Raw genomic sequence first — 17,791 nt, 5'->3', positions numbered from 1 at the left:
CGAAGCCCTCCGCTGACCCCACCGCCCCCGAGCTCCTCGGGGGCGTTTTTTGTGTCGCGCCGCCAAGGCGCGCCGCTTCGGTGGCCCCGGCGATCCGGGGCGACCGCCGCCCTTCCCGCCCGCGAAAACCCCCTCGGTGAAAGCCCCCTCAGCGAAAGCTCCCTCAGCGAAAGGACGTGACCGCCATGGCCAGACGTTCCGCGAAGTCCGCCGCCGCCCGCGCGCCGCAGGATCATCACCGGTACGACAACCCGCCGGTGCCGCTGCATCCGCTCGGCGTGGGTTGGGATCCGATCGACGGGCACCGCGACCAAAGCTACAAGCGCACCATCCGGCCACAGAACGACAACCAGCGCCGCCTGCTGGAGGCCATGGAGGATCACCCCCTCACCCTCGCCATCGGCCCGGCCGGCACGGGCAAGACCTATCTGGCGATCGCCACCGCCGTACGGCACCTGGAGGAGGGACGCATCGACCGTATCGTGCTGTCCCGTCCGGCCGTGGAGGCGGGCGAGAACCTGGGCTATCTGCCGGGCACCATGGAGGAGAAGTTGCTGCCCTACCTGCGGCCGCTGTACGACGCGCTGTCGGACCGCACTGGCGGCAAGCGGCTCAAGGCGCTCATCGCCGACGGGACCATCGAGATCGCGCCCATCGCCTATATGCGCGGGCGGACGCTGAACAACTGCTTCGTGGTCATCGACGAGGCGCAGAATTGCACCTATGGCCAGATCAAGATGCTGCTGACCCGGTTGGGCTGGCACTCGCGCATGGTCATCACGGGCGATCCGGATCAGACCGACCTGCTGCCCGGGGTCTCCGGGCTGGCCGAGATCGCCCACCGGCTGGAGGCGCTGGAGGACATCGCGGTGGTGCAACTGACCGACCGCGACGTGGTGCGCCACCCGCTGGTGTCCTGCATGCTGTCGGTGCTGTAACGCCGCCCGTGTCGTCGTCCCTCGCCGCCGCGTGCGGCGAGGGATCGCCAGCGTTGACTCGCGACCCGTCCGGAACTGTTCCCCTTAGGGAGATCCTTCGGCTCGCTTTGTTCGCTCAAGATGACGCAAATGTTTGAATTAAAAAAGACTTATAATCCAAAGACGCCCCAAGGACACGGGCGATATCGATGGAAGACGCGTAAGGGTCGCAGCCGCCGCCGGTCCGTCCGCTACTCCGCGCCCAGTCAAATAGCCCACATATAGTTATCCACACCCCTGTGGATACAAAATCTATTGCGCCACCCGAACAAGTGGGGTAGCGTAAGAACGTTGCGGTAGAGGGGTTACCCTCCGCCGCAACCGCATCAAGACTGAAAGGAGGTGCGCAGTGTGGCAAACTGCCCGGATAATACCGGCGGCAAAGTCCTTTGGGTAACGCAAAGCGGTAAACCATCGGCACTGAGCAGCCAAGAAATATCCCTCTAGCCCTGGGGAGCATGTGGTGGCCGCCACATGCTCCCCAGATGATTTTTTATCGCATGCAACTGAATTTTTGGCAAGCATGAAATCCGATTTTCATCAAAGAATCAGTGTGCTAAGAAAAAACCATCAATCTTTGGAATCGCTTAAGCTTTGCAGCTGCGAAAGTGATTCAACAGCTCATCGGGCGGCAGGCGTCGTATCGGTCACGCCACGCACTTTGAAACCAAATGGCGATTGCTCGCTCCACAGCCTCAATTTATGAGGCTCCGTCAGCCCCCGAGTTCACAGTATGATTGCGCGGTCTGGGCCTGGACCGCGTCGAGGGCTGCCGGCCTGCGGTGGCTCATCGCCGCTTGCCGTATGGGCGACCGGCATGGCGCATCGCGCCGGGCCCGCATACGCAAACCCCCCGGCGGGTTCCGCCGGGGGGCTGTCGGGCACGATGGCGTGCCCGGTGCGTCACGATGTGTTGGTCAGGCCGTCGCCGGCTGACCCTTCCGCAGCCAACGGACGCCCGTCAGGCCGCCGATGGCGGTCACCAGGAACCACAGGGCGGCCGGGAGCGGGGTCACGGCGACCTTGTCGATGTCGAAGCCGTCTTTCGACTTCGTGCCGGTGGTGGTGTCCACGATGGCCAGGAAGCGGAACGGCCCCGGAATATCGAAGGTGAAACCGGTCTGCGCGTCGCCGTTCGGCACCGCGGCGACATAGGTCCAATCCGCGCCGGAGTAGGTCGTGGTCGAGCCCTCCATCGCGCCGCCCAGCGGGTTCGCGCCATCGGCGGTGGCGGCGTAGGTGCCGTCCCAGTCGAGGGCCGCGAACACCTTCGCGGATTCACCATACGTGCACTCACCGCTGGGCGTGTCGGTGCAATTGTACGTGGTTTCGATCACCAGGCCGGAACCGGTGCGCTCGGCGCCGAAGTCCATCACGGCCCAGCCGCCGCGGCCCAGGCTGAGGAAGTCCCCGCCCTGCTCCTTCACGCCCTCGACATTGTCACGGCCGGTATCGACGTCGCCGTTGTTTTCCCAGGTGACGGCCGTCGGTGCGACGTACGCGGCGTGAGCGGCGCCCGACAGACCGACCATCAGCGCGGTTCCGGCAGCGATGGCGCTCATGCGTTCGAAAAACTTCATGATCATTCTCCCAAGGTGCTGGCCCACGCGGTCGTGCCCCCAACGCGACGGACCCACGGTTTTCGGTTCAAAGGGTGCGTGCATGGCTCTGGAGTGATTTGGCTGAGGCCGCCCTCAGCCTGCGACCGGCACATGACCTGTTGGGTCAGAATGTATGCCGAACTTTATAGGCGTTAAAATCCACCCCATGGTTGGCCCCTCCATACGGTGGAGTTTGCACCGATAAACGAGCAGTTATCGGATAACTCTCGCATTGCGATCCACCAAATGGAGGGGGGAGGCGCTCCAATCGGCGGGGATTGGGGCGTCTGCCGCAAACGGCCGTCTTGCCATCCCCCGCATGGCCGGATAGAAGGCAAGTATGTCCCTGATTCAAACGTCCGAAGACCTGTCGGCTTTTCGCGACCGCCTGCGCGGTGCGCGCTTTGTCGCGGTGGACACCGAGTTCATGCGCGAGAAGACGTACTGGCCGCAGCTTTGTCTTGTGCAAGTCGCCGGCCCGGACGAGGCGTGGTGTATCGATCCGCTGGCGCCCGGCATTGACCTTGAGCCTCTTAAGGACCTGATGCGGGATACCAGCGTGCTGAAGGTGTTCCACGCCGCGCGCCAGGATCTCGAAATTTTCCATCAGATGCTCGGCGACCTGCCGCGCCCCCTGTTCGACACCCAGGTGGCGGCCATGGTGTGTGGCTTCGGCGAGCAGGTCGGCTATGAGACACTCGCGAACAAGCTGGCCAAGGCGCGCATCGACAAGACGATGCGGTTCACCGACTGGTCGCGCCGGCCGCTGTCGCAGAAGCACCTGACCTACGCGCTGTCGGACGTCACGCACCTGCGGGTCGTCTACGAGCAGTTGGCGGCCATGCTGAAGGCCAACGGCCGCGTCGGCTGGCTCGACCAGGAGATGGCCGCGCTGACCAACCCCGCCGCCTATGAGACCGATCCGCAGGAGGCCTGGCGCCGCCTGAAGGTGCGCGGCAAGTCGCAGCGCTATCTGGCGGGCGTCATTGAACTGGCGGCGTGGCGGGAGCACGAGGCTCAGGCCCGCGACCTGCCGCGCCAGCGCGTGCTGCGCGACGAGGCGCTGCTGGACGTCGTGGCCCAGAACCCCGACACGGTGGAGGCGCTGGCGCAGGTCCGCTCCATGTCGCGGGGCATGGCGGAGGGGCGCCACGGCCGCGATATCCTGGACGCGCTCGACCGTGCCCGCGCCCGGCCGCTCGGCACCCTGCCCCGCCCGCCGGCGCGCGAGGATCTGCCGCACGGCCTGGGCCCCATCATCGACCTGTTGAAGGTCCTGCTGAAAATGAAGTGCGAGGCCGCCGGCGTCGCCCAGAAGCTGGTCGCCTCAACCGCCGATCTGGAGCGCATCGCGGCGGACGACCACGCCGGGGTGGCGGCTCTGGACGGCTGGCGGCGGGAGCTGTTCGGTGCCGCCGCGCTGGACCTTAAGCACGGGCGCCTTGCCCTCGCGGTCTCCGAGGACGGCAAGCGGGTCGAGACCCTGACTGTCGAGGTCGGGGACGATGCCGACGCGGCTGCGGAGGTCGAGGCCGGCGAGGGCGCCGCCTGACGCCTCGGTGCCTTCGAGCCCACCGGCCGGAGACCGAAGCGGCCGGCGGCGATCCCGACAGCGACCTGCGGGAAAGGCACGAGCCGGCGACTCATCGCATCGCCCTGGTGATCGACGCGGCGCTGGACCCCCAGATCCGTCCCGCCCCTCAAGGCGAGCGCGCCCAGGTGATGGCGCGTTCGAATGGGGCGCGCTCAAATTACTCGCATTCCGATTAAATAGCGCCTGTGCGGACGCCCGGTTCCTAACGGTTCGGTAACGAGCGTGGCGATACGATAGCGCCGCCCGGTGTCGGCCCTCCGCTCGCCCTTCGCCTCCGCCCGTGCGCGCGGGAAGCCTCCGCGTGTCCGCCGCCGACGGGACTGCCGGGCTTCGGGCCGGGCCCTCATGCCGTCCCGCGACGGGTCGCGCGGTGACGCCGCCCCGAGTTCGGCAGAAGCGAACAGGCTTTCCATGGATGATCGCGGGACCCAATCCCTGTCCGCCGCCGACCTTTCCTCTTCCGCCAGGACGGGCGGTCGGTCCGCGCCCCTCGGCCCCGGGGGCCGGGTCTTTCGCGGGCTGCGGCCGGCCTGGAGCCTGTTTGTCCCGCTTGTTGTGATCGCCCTCCTCAGCGGCGGGATCGTCGGTGTCTTGACGCACGCCAGTGAACGGACCGCGATGGTCACCGCTCAGACCCATCTGGTCGGCGTTGCCGCGCAGAAGCTGAACGTGACGATCGAGGCGGCGATGCACCAGCTGGCGGGTGTGACCCGGGAGATCGACGTGCAGCGCGCCCTCGAGGCGCCGGACACGCACCTCAGCCTTCTCAAACGGTCCTTCGCGACTCTTCTGATGCGCAATCCGACCTATGTTCAGGCGCGGTGGATCGGGCCCGATGGCGTGGAGCGCGCCCGCGTCAACAAAGTGGGACCGTTTGCCGTCGCGGTTCCGGCCTGGGCGAATCAGGATAAAAGCGATACGTCGTATTTCCGGGATACGATGAACCTGGACGCCAAGGCCTTTTATATCTCAGACATCAACCTGAACCGAGAGAATGGAAAAATAGAGCGTCCCCTGACGCCGACCATCCGTGTGGCCCTTCGCTTGAGCGAGACGGGACCGGATGATAATGGACTTTTAATCATCAACATCTCTGTTGAGTCTGTCCTGAAGAGGATACGATCATTATTCGGCGAAACAAACAATATTCGAATCCTGACCCGTACGGGGACGTGGGCCATCCACGACGATCCGGGCCAGGCTTGGGCCTTGGACTTCGGTCGTCCGGTGTTCCTGGGCAACACCGAACCGCGGGTGTGGGAGGGCATTCAGAACGCCGTCGCCGGCACGGTTGACACCGCTTCCGGCCTGTGGGTGTGGACCCGCACCCCGCCGCGCGGGCCCGTCAACCACCCGGTCGAAGAGCGCGGCGGCTGGACCCTGGTCTCCGTGATCCCGAGCGCCACCCTGGCCGCGCTCGCCCGGTCGATCTGGATCACCGTCGGGGGCGCGACCCTGGGGGCCGTCCTGCTTGCCTACGGCCTGAGTGTCCTGTTCCAGCGCCAGTTGTCGGCGCGCGGGGCGCAGGCGGCCGAACTGATCCGCATCAAGGCGCGGACCGAGAACCTGAGCCAACTGACCCAGGCCAAACAGGTCTTCCAGAATGTCGTCGAGGTGTCCCCGAACGGAATCCTGGTTGCCGACGACGCGGGCGACATCGTCATCACCAACCCCAGCCTCGAGCGCATGTTCGGCTATGCGCCGGGGGCCTTGATCGGCGTCAGCGTCGATTGTCTTCTCCCCGACGACCTGCGGGTGAATCACGCGGGGCTGCGGACCGGGTTCATGGCCTCCAACGTGGATCGTTTGACGGTTGCACGTGACCTGCAGGCGCGCCGCCAGGACGGGACATCGTTTCCCGTCAATCTCAGCCTTGGCCGGCTGGTCACGGATGGGCGGCGGATGGTCGTGGCGAGCGTCGTCGATCTCTCCCACCGGCAACGGCTGGAGGACGAGAAGGACATCTATGCGGCCCTGATCCGGCGCAGCAATGACCTGATCGTCGTCTGCGACGGCGCCGGCACCATCGCCCTGTGCAACGAGGCGGCCGCCCGGATCTTCGGCGTCGAGTCGGTCCAGGACCTGATCGGCCGGTCGATCCTCAAACATCTGGCCGACGCGGGCCCTGTCGGGGGCCCGCTCACCCGGTTTCAGGACCTTCTGGACCAGGGGGACGAGCTGCGGCGCCGCCACGTCCGGGTGCGGGCCGACGATCCGGCCCTTGAGACCCGCCTCATCCTGACCGTCTATCCCATCCCCAGCCGCGCCGGCACGGCGCCACGCTATGCGGTCGTGGGCCTGGACGATACGGACCGCTACCGCATGTCGGCGGCGTTGGCGGTGGGCCAGGAGCGCTGGCGCATGCTGGCGGAGTCGATGCCCCATCTGGTCTGGACCTGCGACGGGGACGGCTTGTGCGATTATCTGAGCAAGCAGTGGGTGGAGTATACGGGCGTTCCGGAGGCGGACCAACTCGGCTTCGGCTGGTTGGCGTGCGTGCACGAGGACGACAAAGAGCGTTTGTTCGCGGCCTGGCAGGGCTGCGTCGCCACCCTGACGGAGCTGGACGTGGACTTCCGGATCCGGCGGCACGATGGCCAGTACCGCTGGTTTGCGACCCGCGCCGTGCCGATCCTGGGGGCCGAGGGCCAGATCGTGAAATGGTACGGGTCGAACACGGACATCGAGGACGTGAAGCGCTCCGAGGTCCGCGCTCGCGAGGAATACGAGCGGGTGCAGGCCCTGCTGGCGACCGCGCCCGTGACGCTGCTGGAGGTGGACGCCAAAGCCGCGCTGACCGAGTGGACGCACGGGCGGATCGGGGATCAGGCCATCCGCCGGTCGATCGACACCCTGGACCCTCGGCACAGGGCCCAGCTTCTCGATGCCATGACGATCGCCAGCCAAGGGGGCCCCACGGCCCTGGTGGCGGCCCACATCCCGGATGCCACCACGTTGCGCGACGTGTTTCCCGATCTGGAGAGCCAGGAGGCCGTGCTCCGTCTCGTCCTCGGGCTCACCGAGACGGGGGACGTTCGCGTCGCCACCGGCCAAACGCAGATCACCGCGCCGGACGGGCAGCGGTCCGACATTTTGCTGTCGGCGTCCATGGCCACCGGCGGCATGCTTACGGGGCGCCTGTTCCTGGCGTTCCAGGACGTGTCCGAGCTGCTGCGGGTGCGCCGCGAACTGGAGCAGTACAAGGACCGGCTCGAACGTCTTGTCGAGGAGCGCACGCACCAGCTCGCCAATTCCAACCGTCTTCTGGAAACCATCGCGGACGCGATTCCGTCCACCGTCGCCTATTGGCGGCCGGACGACACCTGTACGTTCGCGAACATCGCCTTCGGGACCTGGGCCGGTGTTCCGAAGGAGGCGTGCATCGGGGCCGCGCTGCGCGACCTCGTGGACCCCCGGCACTTCGAGGAGAACTATCCGCGCTTTTGCGAGGCCATGGCGGGGCAGATGCAGGTCTTCGAACAGGAGCGGGTGTCGCCGGCGGGCGACGACGTGTTCGTCATCGCCAACTACATCCCGGATATCGCCGACGATACCGTCCAGGGCGTCGTGATGATCGTTTCCGATATCTCCGAGTTCAAGCGGGCGCAATTCCGCCTTGAAGCCATGAACGCGGAACTGGAGCACCGGACTGTGCAGGCGGAGGAAGCCAGCCGCGCCAAGAGCGAATTCGTGGCCAATATGAGCCACGAGGTGCGCACGCCGTTGAACGCGATTCTCGGTCTGTCCCAGATGTTGCGCAAAACGAATCTGAACGACCAGCAGATCGATTTTCTCGACAAGATCCTGGGATCATCGCGGGCTCTTATGGGTATTCTCAACGATATTCTCGACTATTCTAAAATGGAGGCGCGCAAGCTCACGTTCGAGGCCGAGCACTTTAATCTCGACGATATCATGAACGATATCTTTGATATGTTCGTCTTTACGGCCTCGCGCAAAGACATTGAGCTGCTGGCCGACCTTCCGCCCGACGTTCCGACCTTTTTGGTGGGCGACGCCCTCAAGCTGACCCAGATCCTGACCAATCTCGTCAGCAACGCCCTCAAGTTCACCGAACGTGGTTCGGTTCGTATCGCCGTTCGTGCGGAGGGCGGGTCTCCCAGGGCGTGCACGTTGCGGTTTTCGGTTACCGACACGGGCATCGGCATGACCGAGGACCAGAAGGCGATCATCTTCTCGCCATTCTCTCAGGCGGACACCTCCACCACCCGGCGCTTCGGCGGTACCGGCCTTGGGCTGGCGATCTGCCGGCATCTGGTCTCCGCCATGGGGGGCGAGATCGGTGTGACCAGCACCCTTGGCGGCGGCAGTTCGTTCTGGTTCCGGTTGCCCTTCGATCGGCAGGACGCACCGACCCTGGATGAGCCCGTGCATGCGGCGAAACGCATGCTGCTGCTGGGCGGGACGCCGGACAGTCAGGACATCGTGGTCCGCTACCTGTGGGAATGGGGGATCGAAAGCGCCTGTGCGGTGGACAGCCGCGCGGCCCTGGCGCTGTGCGAACCCGCGGCCGGGGAGGCCCCGGAGTTCGCGGCTATTCTCGTGGATTGCTCGCAGGACGCGGATCCCATGCGCGATGCGGCTCTTGTGGTGGAGAGGCTCCGCGACCGCACCGCATCGGCGGCGGTTCCTCTGGTGGGCATCGTTGATCCCGGCGCGGAGGGGCGGACGTCTCCCCTGACGCGCGAGGATGTGCCCTGGGCCCTGCTGCCGAAACCGGTAACCGCCTCCAAACTGTTCGATGCGCTGTCCCAGGTTCTGGAACCCGCCGCGCATCCGCCCGTTCCGGCCCCACGGGCCCCGGCGACCGGGTCCGAGGCCTCGGCGGTCACGCGGGTGCATGGGGCGCAGATTCTTCTGGCGGAGGACAATGTGGTCAACCAGGAGGTGGCGTACCATCTTCTGACCAGCATGGGCGCCGCGCTGGATATCGTGGGCAACGGGGAGGAGGCCGTCCACGCCCTGAGGGCGAAGGACTACGACCTGGTGCTGATGGACGTGCATATGCCGACCATGGACGGGCTCCAGGCCACGCAGGCTATCCGGGCGCTGGAGGGACCCGTGGGCGGCATTCCGATCATTGGCATGACCGCCGCCGCGTTCAACGAGGACCGGATCGCGGCTCTGCGGGCCGGCATGAACGCCTATCTGACCAAACCGATCGACAGCGCCCTTCTGGAGCGGACGCTCATCGAATGGCTCCCGGCCGAGGCGCCGCCGAACCCAGAGTCCGCGCCGACGCCGGGCCCTGCGTTCGTGGCCGGCGCCGCTCCGCGCGCGGGGCGGGCGACTCCGCTCGACGCCCTGGCGGGATTCGACCTTCCCGCCGTGCTGGACCGGCTGTCCGGGGATTCGGCCCTGCTGGTGCGGCTGTTCGGCGCCTTCCTGGCGGACAACGAGTCGTGGATCGCGGCCTTTGACGCGGCGCAGGCGCGGGGCGACTCCGCGACGCGGCAGCGGTTGGTCCACACCCTCAAGGGGGCCGCGGCCAACATCGGCGCGATGGAGGTCCACGACGCGGCGCTGGCGCTGGAAATCGACACCCGGGCGGGGCGCCCCAACGACGGCCGCCCGGTCAAGATCGCCCTGGACCGCGCCCTGTCGCAGATCCGAACCGTCGTGCCGGAGCCCGCCGCTCTCGCCCCCGATACCCCCTTGGACCGGGAGGCCGCGATCGGTGCGCTGGAGGAAATCATAGCGCTGCTGAACACACATCGTTTGGCGCCGGACCCGCTTGTTGATACCGTGAGGCGATATCTGGGCGCCCACTATTCGGAGGCGTTCGAGGGGATGCGCCAGAAAATCGAGGCGTTTGATCTGAAGGGCGCAGCACGCGCCGCTTCCCAGTTGAAACAGACGTTGATCGATCATGGCCGGCACTGACGTTCGACCCACTGTGCTGATCGTCGAGGATGACCCGAGCACGCTCCGGCTGTTGTCGTCGATCTTCCGGGACAGCTACGATCTCGTCGTCGCGACCGAGGGGCGGGAGGCCTACGCTGTCGCACGGGCGGAACAGCCCGATCTGATGCTTCTGGACCTGAACCTGCCGGACATCGACGGCCTTCAGGTCTGTCGGACGTTCAAGGCGGAGCCCGACCTGCAGCACATTCCCATCATTTTCCTGACGGGGGACCAAAACCCGGCGACGGAAGAAAAGGGAATCACGTTGGGGGCGATGGATTTCGTCACCAAACCGTTCACCGCCGCGGTGCTGCAGGCGCGGGTCCGGACGCATATCGACCTGCGGCGCAAGACCATGGCGTTGGAAACGCTGGCCGGAACGGACGCCCTGACCGGCGTGCCCAACCGTCGCTCGTTCGACGAGGTCGCGGAGCGGGAATGGCGGCGCATGGCGCGCGAACGGTCCCCATTATCCCTTGTCATGGTTGACATCGACCACTTCAAGGGGCTCAACGACACCTTCGGCCATCCGTTCGGAGACCACGTCCTGCGCCGGGTCGCCGCCGCCGTCCGCGAGCAGCTCAGACGACCAGGCGATTATCTGGCGCGGTTCGGTGGGGAGGAATTCGTCCTCGTGCTGCCCGCGACCGACCGGAACGGCGCCGGCACCGTTGCCGAAAACGTTCGTCTGGCCATCGGTGCCCTTCGGTTCGACGATCACCCCGGGGCCGCGGACCTGCGAGTCACCGCGAGTCTGGGGTGCAGCACCGACGGCGAGCCCAAGAGGGACGTGGACGGCATCGCGGCGCTGTTGAGTGCGGCCGACCAAAACCTATACCGGGCCAAGAGGAGTGGCCGCAATCGGGTGGAGAACAGCCCGGCGGCGGCGGTCTCGGATGAGACATCGGCCCGATAAACCCCGTGCGGCGCGGCGGCCATACGCGCGACCGCCGTCGAACGGAGCGGCTCAGGGCTCCTGCGGAGACGTTGAGATGCGTGACCCGACCTCGAAACGGACCCTTGGCCATCCGCTTATCCTGGTGGTGGACGATGATCCCGTCAGCCTTCGCACCCTGCTGGAGGCCTTGCGCCAAGACTACGACATCACAGTCGCGACCAACGCGGAGGACGCCTGGGGTGTGTTGAACACGCAGGACATCCCGGATCTGATCCTGCTGGATATCCTGATGCCGGGCACGGATGGCTTCAGTTTCTGCGAGAAAATAAAGCGGACCGAACGCACACAGGATATTCCCGTCGTCTTCATGACCGCCTTGACGGACGAGGCGTCGGAGGCGCGTGGCTTCAGCGCGGGTGCCGTGGACTATATTCACAAGCCGTTCAAGATCCCGCTGGTCCGGGCGCGGGTGCGCACGCACATGACCACCCGCGGGCTGATGGACGCCCTGCTGGCCGATAATCAAATCCTCTGCGAGCAGATCGACGATCTTGAAAAGATCTCCGGCCCGTTTTCGCCGGAACAGGGTCCATCCCATGCGCCCCACAAGCACCATACGCTGATTGAGGAGCTTCTGGACAAGACCAGCGAGGGCGTCATCGTGTGCGACCCCTCCGGCCGGATCGTTCGGATCAATCCCGCGTTCACCCGCATTTCCGGGTATCGGATGGCTGAGGCGGTCGGGCGCAACGTCGTCGACCTGAAATTCACCGCGGGCTATGCCGGCTCGGGTGCGGATGTCTGGGTCCGGCTGACGGAAACGGGATCGTGGCACGGCGAGCTTCGCAGTCGGCGCAAGAACGGTGAGTCCTACCCCGAATATTTGAGCGCAACCGCGATTCGGAACGCGGCCGGGATTACGACGCACTACGTCATCATGTTTGAGGATGCCTCGGCGGCCCTCCGGACCCAGGAAAAAATCGACAAGCTGACCTGGTACGACGCCTTGACCGGGTTGCCCAACCGGCTTCTCTATTTCGATCGTCTTGAGTTGACGCTGCGCTACTGCCAGACGGCGGGTTATTATTCGGCGGTGATCGCCCTGGACGTCGATGCGTTCCGCGCGATCAACGAATCCCAGGGGCTGGCTGTCGGGGATCTCGTCCTGAAGGAGATCGCCAAGCGAGTCGCCACGGAACTCGGGGACGACGGCACCGTGGCCCGTCTGGCCGGCGACGAATACGCCATCGTCCTCACCCCCACCGCCCGGAGCCGGCCGGAAGCCGCCGAGCAGGCGCTGGTGATGACCGAGCGTCTCCAGACCGCCCTGGCGGTGACGTTCGCCGTGAACGCCTTCAATGTCTCGCTGTCGTGCAGTTATGGCATCAGCATCTTTCCCAAGAACGGCCGAGACGCGGCGGACACCATTTTGCAGCGCGCCCATACGGCGCGACACCGGGCGACCGGGCACAGCGGCAATTCGGTCGTGTTCTTCGACGAGTCCATGGGCCGGCAGGCGCAGGAGAAGTTCGCGCTGATCCATGACATGAAGGGCGCGATGGAGGCCGGGCAGTTCGCGCTGGTGCTGCAAACCCAGGTCAGCCAGACCGACACCATTGTGGGCGCCGAGGCCCTGCTGCGCTGGAATCATCCGAAGTTCGGCATGGTGCCGCCGGACACCTTCGTGCCGATCGCCGAGGAAACGGGTCTGATCGTCAACATGGACCGCTGGGTGCTGGACCAGGCCATCGCGATCATTCGGCGCGCCGAGGCGCAAAACAAACGGCTGCGGATTTCCGTCAACATCAGTCCGTTCCACTTCGCGGTGCCGTCGTTCGTCACTCATATACGCCAGGCCGTCGCGGCCGCCGGGATCCGGCCGGAGCACCTGGTTCTGGAAGTCACGGAAGGCCTGATCCTGCACGATGTGCACAGTGTCATCGAAACCATGCGCCGGCTCGGGGACTTCGGCATCCGGTTCTCCCTGGATGACTTCGGATCCGGGTATTCCAGCCTGTCCCACCTCAAGCGGCTTCCCATCCACGAGGTGAAGATCGACAAGGGGCTGGTCCTGGACGCGCCCAGGGATGAGAACGACGCCCGGATCATCGACGTAATTCTGGGGATCGGGGCCATCCTGGGCATCGAGGTCGTGGCCGAAGGCGTGGAGACCGAGGAACACGTCCGCCTGCTGCGGAAACACCGCAACGTCATCCTGCAAGGGTATCATTTCGGCCGGCCGGAGCCGGTCGAGCAATGGCTGGAGGCCAATCTCGATCGGCTGCAAGAGCGGCCCCGGTCCGGGGGGGCATCATCGCCTTGCACCGCGTCCCCGCCGGGATTAGGTAGGATGTGAGACGCGCCCGCTGGCGCACCCGTTCTGTTCCTCCGACCGCCCCGCCCCGAAAGACACCCTTCGTGAAAAAGCACCCGACCACGTTGCCGCCCGAAACGCCGCAGGGCATTCGGGGCGACTGGCGCGTGCTGCGGCGTCTGATTCCCCATCTGTGGCCGCGCGACAACCCGCGCCTGCGCGCGCGCATGGTCTTGGCGCTGGGCCTGCTGGTGCTGGCCAAGATCGCCACCGTCTACGTGCCGCTGTACTACAAGGACGCGGTCGACGCCTTGACGGTGCCGGACGTGGTGGTGGCGGTGCCGCTGCTGGCGATCCTGTCCTACGGGCTCGCGCGGGTCGGCGTGGTGCTGTTCAACGAGCTGCGCGATCTGGTGTTCGCCCGCGTGGTTGAGCGCGCCATGCACGTCGTCGGGCTGGATACGTTCCGCCACCTGCACGCCATGAGCCTGCGTTTCCACATGGACCGCCAGACCGGCGGTCTGTCGCGGGTGATCGAGCGTGGCACGCGCGGGATCGAGATCGTGCTGCGCCTGTTCGCCTTCCGCGCCGGGCCGGCGCTGATCGAACTGGCGATGGTCAGCATCATCCTGTGGCGGCTGTACGACTGGACGTTCGCGGCGGCGGTGCTGGCGACCATCGCCGTCTACATCGCCTGGACGCTGGCGATCACGGATTGGCGACTGAACTTCCGCCGCACCATGAACGAGCACGACGCCGAGGCGAACACCAAGGCCATCGATAGCCTGCTGAACTACGAGACGGTGAAGTACTTCGGCAACGAGGCGCACGAGGCCCGCCGTTTCGATCAGGCCCTGACGGCGTACGAAAACGCGGCGGTGAAGTCGCACACATCGCTGTCGCTGCTGAACATCGGGCAGGGGGCCATCATCAGCGCCGGGCTGGTCGGAATCATGACCATGGCTGGGCGCGGCATCGTGGCCGGGACCATGACGGCGGGCGACTTCGTGCTGGTCAACACCTACCTGATGCAGCTTTACACGCCGCTGAACTTCCTCGGCATGGTCTACCGCGAGATCAAGCAGGCCCTGGTCGACATGGAGGTCATGTTCGCGCTGAAGGACCAACCGCCGGAGGTCGCGGACGCGCCGGACGCGCCCGATTTGCGGCGCAACGGCGGCGCGGTCCGGTTCGAGGGCGTGCGCTTCGCCTACGGCCCGGACCGCGACGTGCTGCGCGGCATCGACCTGGAGGTGCCGGCGGGGCGCACGGTCGCCATCGTGGGACCGTCGGGCGCGGGCAAGAGCACCATCGGCCGCCTGCTGTACCGCTTCTATGACGTCACCGATGGCCGCGTGACCATCGACGGTCAGGACGTGCGCGCCGTGACCCAGGCCTCGTTGCGCGGGGCCATCGGGGTGGTGCCGCAGGACACCGTGCTGTTCAACGACACCATCGGTTACAACATCGCCTACGGCAATCCGGAGGCCCCCTGGGCGGATGTGGAGCGCGCGGCGCGGCTGGCCTCGCTGCACGACTTCATCATGGGCCTGCCGTTGGGCTACGAGACCCGGGTGGGGGAGCGCGGGCTGAAGCTGTCGGGCGGCGAGAAGCAGCGGGTGGCCATCGCCCGCGCCATCCTGAAGGACCCCGCCATCCTGCTGTTCGACGAGGCGACCAGTCAGCTCGACAGCCATACGGAAAAGGAGATCCAGGCGGCGTTGCGCCAGGTCTCCGCCGGCCGCACCACGCTGGTGATCGCGCACCGGCTGTCTACGGTCATCGACGCCGACCGTATCGTGGTGCTGGAGGACGGCCGCGCCGCCGAGAGCGGCACGCACGTCGAGCTTCTGGCGCGCGGTGGCGCGTACGCGGCCCTCTGGGCCAAGCAGCAGCAAGCCCTGGACCCGGACGACGCCCCGGATGGCCAGGACGCCCGCCGGGAGGCGGAGAGCACCGCGCTGTCCTCGCTGTCCTAAAGGGCCTTGTTGCGAAGCCCCGGAATGGGCGGGTCCCAGGCGTCCGGCCGAACACCCGGCGCCGGACGCCCCCATGTCTTCTGGTGCGGGTCCGGCGCGCCGGTGACGAACCGGACGATCAGGCGGTGCAGCATGTTCATGTTGGGCAGGATACCGTGGAAGCCGCCCCCGAACCGGGTCAGCGCCTTGTCCTCCAACTCCCAATAGCCGTAGTCGTCGGGCGTCACGCACACCAGATTGGCCCGGTCCAGGAACGACGGTTCCGCCCCCAGGAACGGAACCGTGCCATCGCCCGTGTCCGTGCCGTTCGGCCATGTGTTGCGGCGGTCGTCGCTGGTCAGCACGAAGGACGGGCCATCCTCAAGCGCGGCGATGGTCAGGCGCGTGCGCGTGTCCGCGCCGCACCCGACCACGGCCAGCCAGTCCCGGGGGCCGAGACCCGCCTGATCGAGCCGAAAGGCGTCCAGGCGCTCGCGGTGGGTCCGCGCCTGATCGAGCAGCCCGGCGAACAGGGCCTCCGTGCGTTTGCGGACGGTCCGGGTGATGGGCGAGGTCCGGGCCACGAACGTCTCGATGCTGCGCAGGATCGACGGCTGCCAGACCTGCGGGTCGAACAGCGTTCGGGGCAGCGGGGCCGGCACCTCCAGGCCCTCGTCGAAGCTGGGCAGCAGGTGATAGAGCGCCGGGGTCAGGCGGGCGGCCTCGCGTTCTCGCGAACTGGACGCGCCCAGGCCCAGATCCGCCGTGCCCGTCGTCATCTTCACCACCGCCTCGAACGAGCCCCGGAACGGGGACGCCAGCGAGATGACCTTGGACACGCGATGATCGGGGCAGGTTCGGCGGCGCCGCGTGCGCAGGCCCCCGGTCGCCTGCAGGAACCCGGCGATGATGAGCCCGCCCATGGAATGGCCGATCAGCGTGACCGTGCGGCGGCAATCATAGCCATCCTTGTAGTAATGGCGGGTCAGCACCGTGCGCTCGATCACCTCGTCGATAAAGGCATCCAGGTCGGCTTCGATCATGTCCAGGGGTTTGCGCCAGTCGTAGGCGAAGGGATAGACGGGCACCTCTGCCTCCGGGGAGGGCGACAGGTCGTAGCGCAACTCGTCGATCAGCTCCTTGTACGCCACCTCATAGAGCGGACCGGGGCGAATGAGGGCCGGTTCCCGGGCCTCGTAGCGCAGATCGTCCGGATGCAGGCAGGCGCTGCCGAAGTGCTTCTGGAACGGCAGCACCCGCCAGATGACCTCCGGCGGTAACGGGTAGTCGTCGCGCAAATATGTGGCGGTGATGCCGGGCACCACGATAGCGGGATCCGGGAGTGTCATGGGGGGCGGCCTCCTTCGCGAAAAGAGCGAGCCGATCATGATGCCATGGACTGAATATTTGACAATTCATCCTGAAAAGTTGAATGCGCCGGCGCCTCCAAGCCTGACGTCGGCCCCGTATTGCGCCTTGCGCGGCGGCACGGGATCGCCTACCCATGTCATCCGCTCGCCGGACCCGGAGTCCGGCCCCCCGTCCGGTCCGAGATCAGGAGCCCGCGCCCACCATGCGCGTTCTGCGCCACTATGACGAATTTCCGGCCGACCTGCGCGGCGGGGCGGTGGCGCTAGGCAACTTCGACGGCGTCCACCTGGGGCATCGGGCGGTTATCGCGGCGGCAACCGAAGCGCGGCGCGCGGTCGGTCCGGCGGCGCCCCTGGGCGTGATGACGTTCGAGCCGCACCCCCGCCGCCTGTTCCAACCCGAGGCGCCGCCGTTCGCGCTGTCGTCCCTGCGCACCAAGGCGCGGCGGATCGAGGACCTGGGCGCCGATTTCCTCTATGTGCAGCACTTCGACCGCGATTTTGCCAGCCATGCGCCCGAATGGTTCGTCGAGGTGGTGCTGGCCCAGGGGCTGGGCGTGCGGCATGTGGTGATCGGCGAGGATTATCACTTCGGCAAGGGCCGGACGGGCGACGCGGATCTGCTGCGCGCCATGGCGGGCGGTCTGGGGTTCGACGTCACCACCGTGCCGCCGGAATTGAGCCCTGAGGGCCGCACCTACTCCTCGACCTGGGCGCGCGAGGCCATCCAGGCCGGGCGCGTGGACGAGGCCGCCACGGTTCTGGGGCACAACTGGGAGGTCGAGGGCCGGGTCGAGCACGGCGACGCGCGCGGCCGCACCATCGGCTTTCCCACCGCGAACCTGCGGCTGGGCGATTACGTGGCCCCGGCGGTCGGGGTTTACGCCGTGCGGGCCGGGATCGATCGCGGGCTAGAGACGCTGTGGTACGCGGGCGTCGCCAACTACGGCCGGCGCCCCACCTTCGACGACACCACCCCGCTGCTGGAAGTGCACCTGTTCGACTTCGACGGGGATCTGTACGGCCACCACCTGCGGGTTCAAATGGTCGCGCACTTGCGGCCGGAACGGAAATTCGATGGCCTTGAGTCCCTCAAGGCCCAGATTGCGGCGGACGCGGATCAAGCGCGCCGCCTGCTGAACGCCAAGGGCTGA

The 17,791-nt window shown here is 66.6% G+C and carries 9 protein-coding genes; 7 read left to right on the top strand and 2 right to left on the bottom strand.

Annotated features, from left to right (window positions below):
- Window positions 1-185 precede the first annotated feature (185 nt).
- Window positions 186-938: a PhoH family protein gene (locus tag GGD82_RS11105; protein ID WP_150061732.1), complete on the top strand. Its 753-nt coding sequence runs from the start codon at window positions 186-188 to the stop codon at window positions 936-938.
- Window positions 939-1,894: 956 nt separating this feature from the next.
- Here GGD82_RS11105 and GGD82_RS11100 read toward each other — a convergent pair.
- Window positions 1,895-2,557: a VPLPA-CTERM sorting domain-containing protein gene (locus GGD82_RS11100; protein WP_170284208.1), complete on the bottom strand. Its 663-nt coding sequence runs from the start codon at window positions 2,555-2,557 to the stop codon at window positions 1,895-1,897.
- Window positions 2,558-2,918: 361 nt separating this feature from the next.
- Here GGD82_RS11100 and rnd point away from each other — a divergent pair, with 361 nt between their 5' ends.
- The 5 genes from rnd (at window position 2,919) to GGD82_RS11075 (ending at window position 15,288) form a co-directional block, all read left to right on the top strand.
- On the top strand, window positions 2,919-4,130 hold the full coding sequence (rnd, locus tag GGD82_RS11095) for a ribonuclease D (RefSeq protein ID WP_150061730.1): 1,212 nt from the start codon (window positions 2,919-2,921) through the stop codon (window positions 4,128-4,130).
- A gap of 633 nt (window positions 4,131-4,763) precedes the next feature.
- A complete protein-coding gene (locus GGD82_RS11090; protein WP_184013270.1) occupies window positions 4,764-10,076 on the top strand; it encodes a PAS domain S-box protein in 5,313 nt (1,770 codons plus the stop codon).
- Complete coding sequence (locus tag GGD82_RS11085) at window positions 10,063-11,013, top strand: diguanylate cyclase (protein ID WP_150061728.1); 951 nt, start codon at window positions 10,063-10,065, stop codon at window positions 11,011-11,013. The genes GGD82_RS11090 and GGD82_RS11085 overlap by 14 nt, the downstream gene beginning before the upstream one ends.
- A 76-nt stretch (window positions 11,014-11,089) precedes the next feature.
- Window positions 11,090-13,351 (top strand): two-component system response regulator, encoded by a 2,262-nt coding sequence (locus GGD82_RS11080; RefSeq protein ID WP_170284206.1) that lies wholly within the window; start codon window positions 11,090-11,092, stop codon window positions 13,349-13,351.
- Between the two features lie 62 nt (window positions 13,352-13,413).
- Window positions 13,414-15,288, top strand: coding sequence for an ABCB family ABC transporter ATP-binding protein/permease (locus tag GGD82_RS11075; RefSeq protein WP_150061726.1), 1,875 nt, complete (start codon window positions 13,414-13,416; stop codon window positions 15,286-15,288).
- On the opposite strand, the gene GGD82_RS11070 is transcribed toward GGD82_RS11075, so the two are convergent.
- Window positions 15,285-16,616: an esterase/lipase family protein gene (locus GGD82_RS11070; protein WP_170284205.1), complete on the bottom strand. Its 1,332-nt coding sequence runs from the start codon at window positions 16,614-16,616 to the stop codon at window positions 15,285-15,287. The genes GGD82_RS11075 and GGD82_RS11070 overlap by 4 nt on opposite strands.
- Before the next feature lie 224 nt (window positions 16,617-16,840).
- Between GGD82_RS11070 and GGD82_RS11065 the strand changes: the two genes are divergently transcribed.
- Window positions 16,841-17,791: a bifunctional riboflavin kinase/FAD synthetase gene (locus GGD82_RS11065; protein WP_150061724.1), complete on the top strand. Its 951-nt coding sequence runs from the start codon at window positions 16,841-16,843 to the stop codon at window positions 17,789-17,791.

It is taken from the genome of Roseospira marina (assembly GCF_014197855.1).
Taxonomy (GTDB): Bacteria; Pseudomonadota; Alphaproteobacteria; order Rhodospirillales; family Rhodospirillaceae; genus Rhodospira; species Rhodospira marina.
The sequence above is the reverse complement of the archived record's forward strand: the minus strand, read 5'-3'. Positions and strand labels throughout refer to the sequence as shown.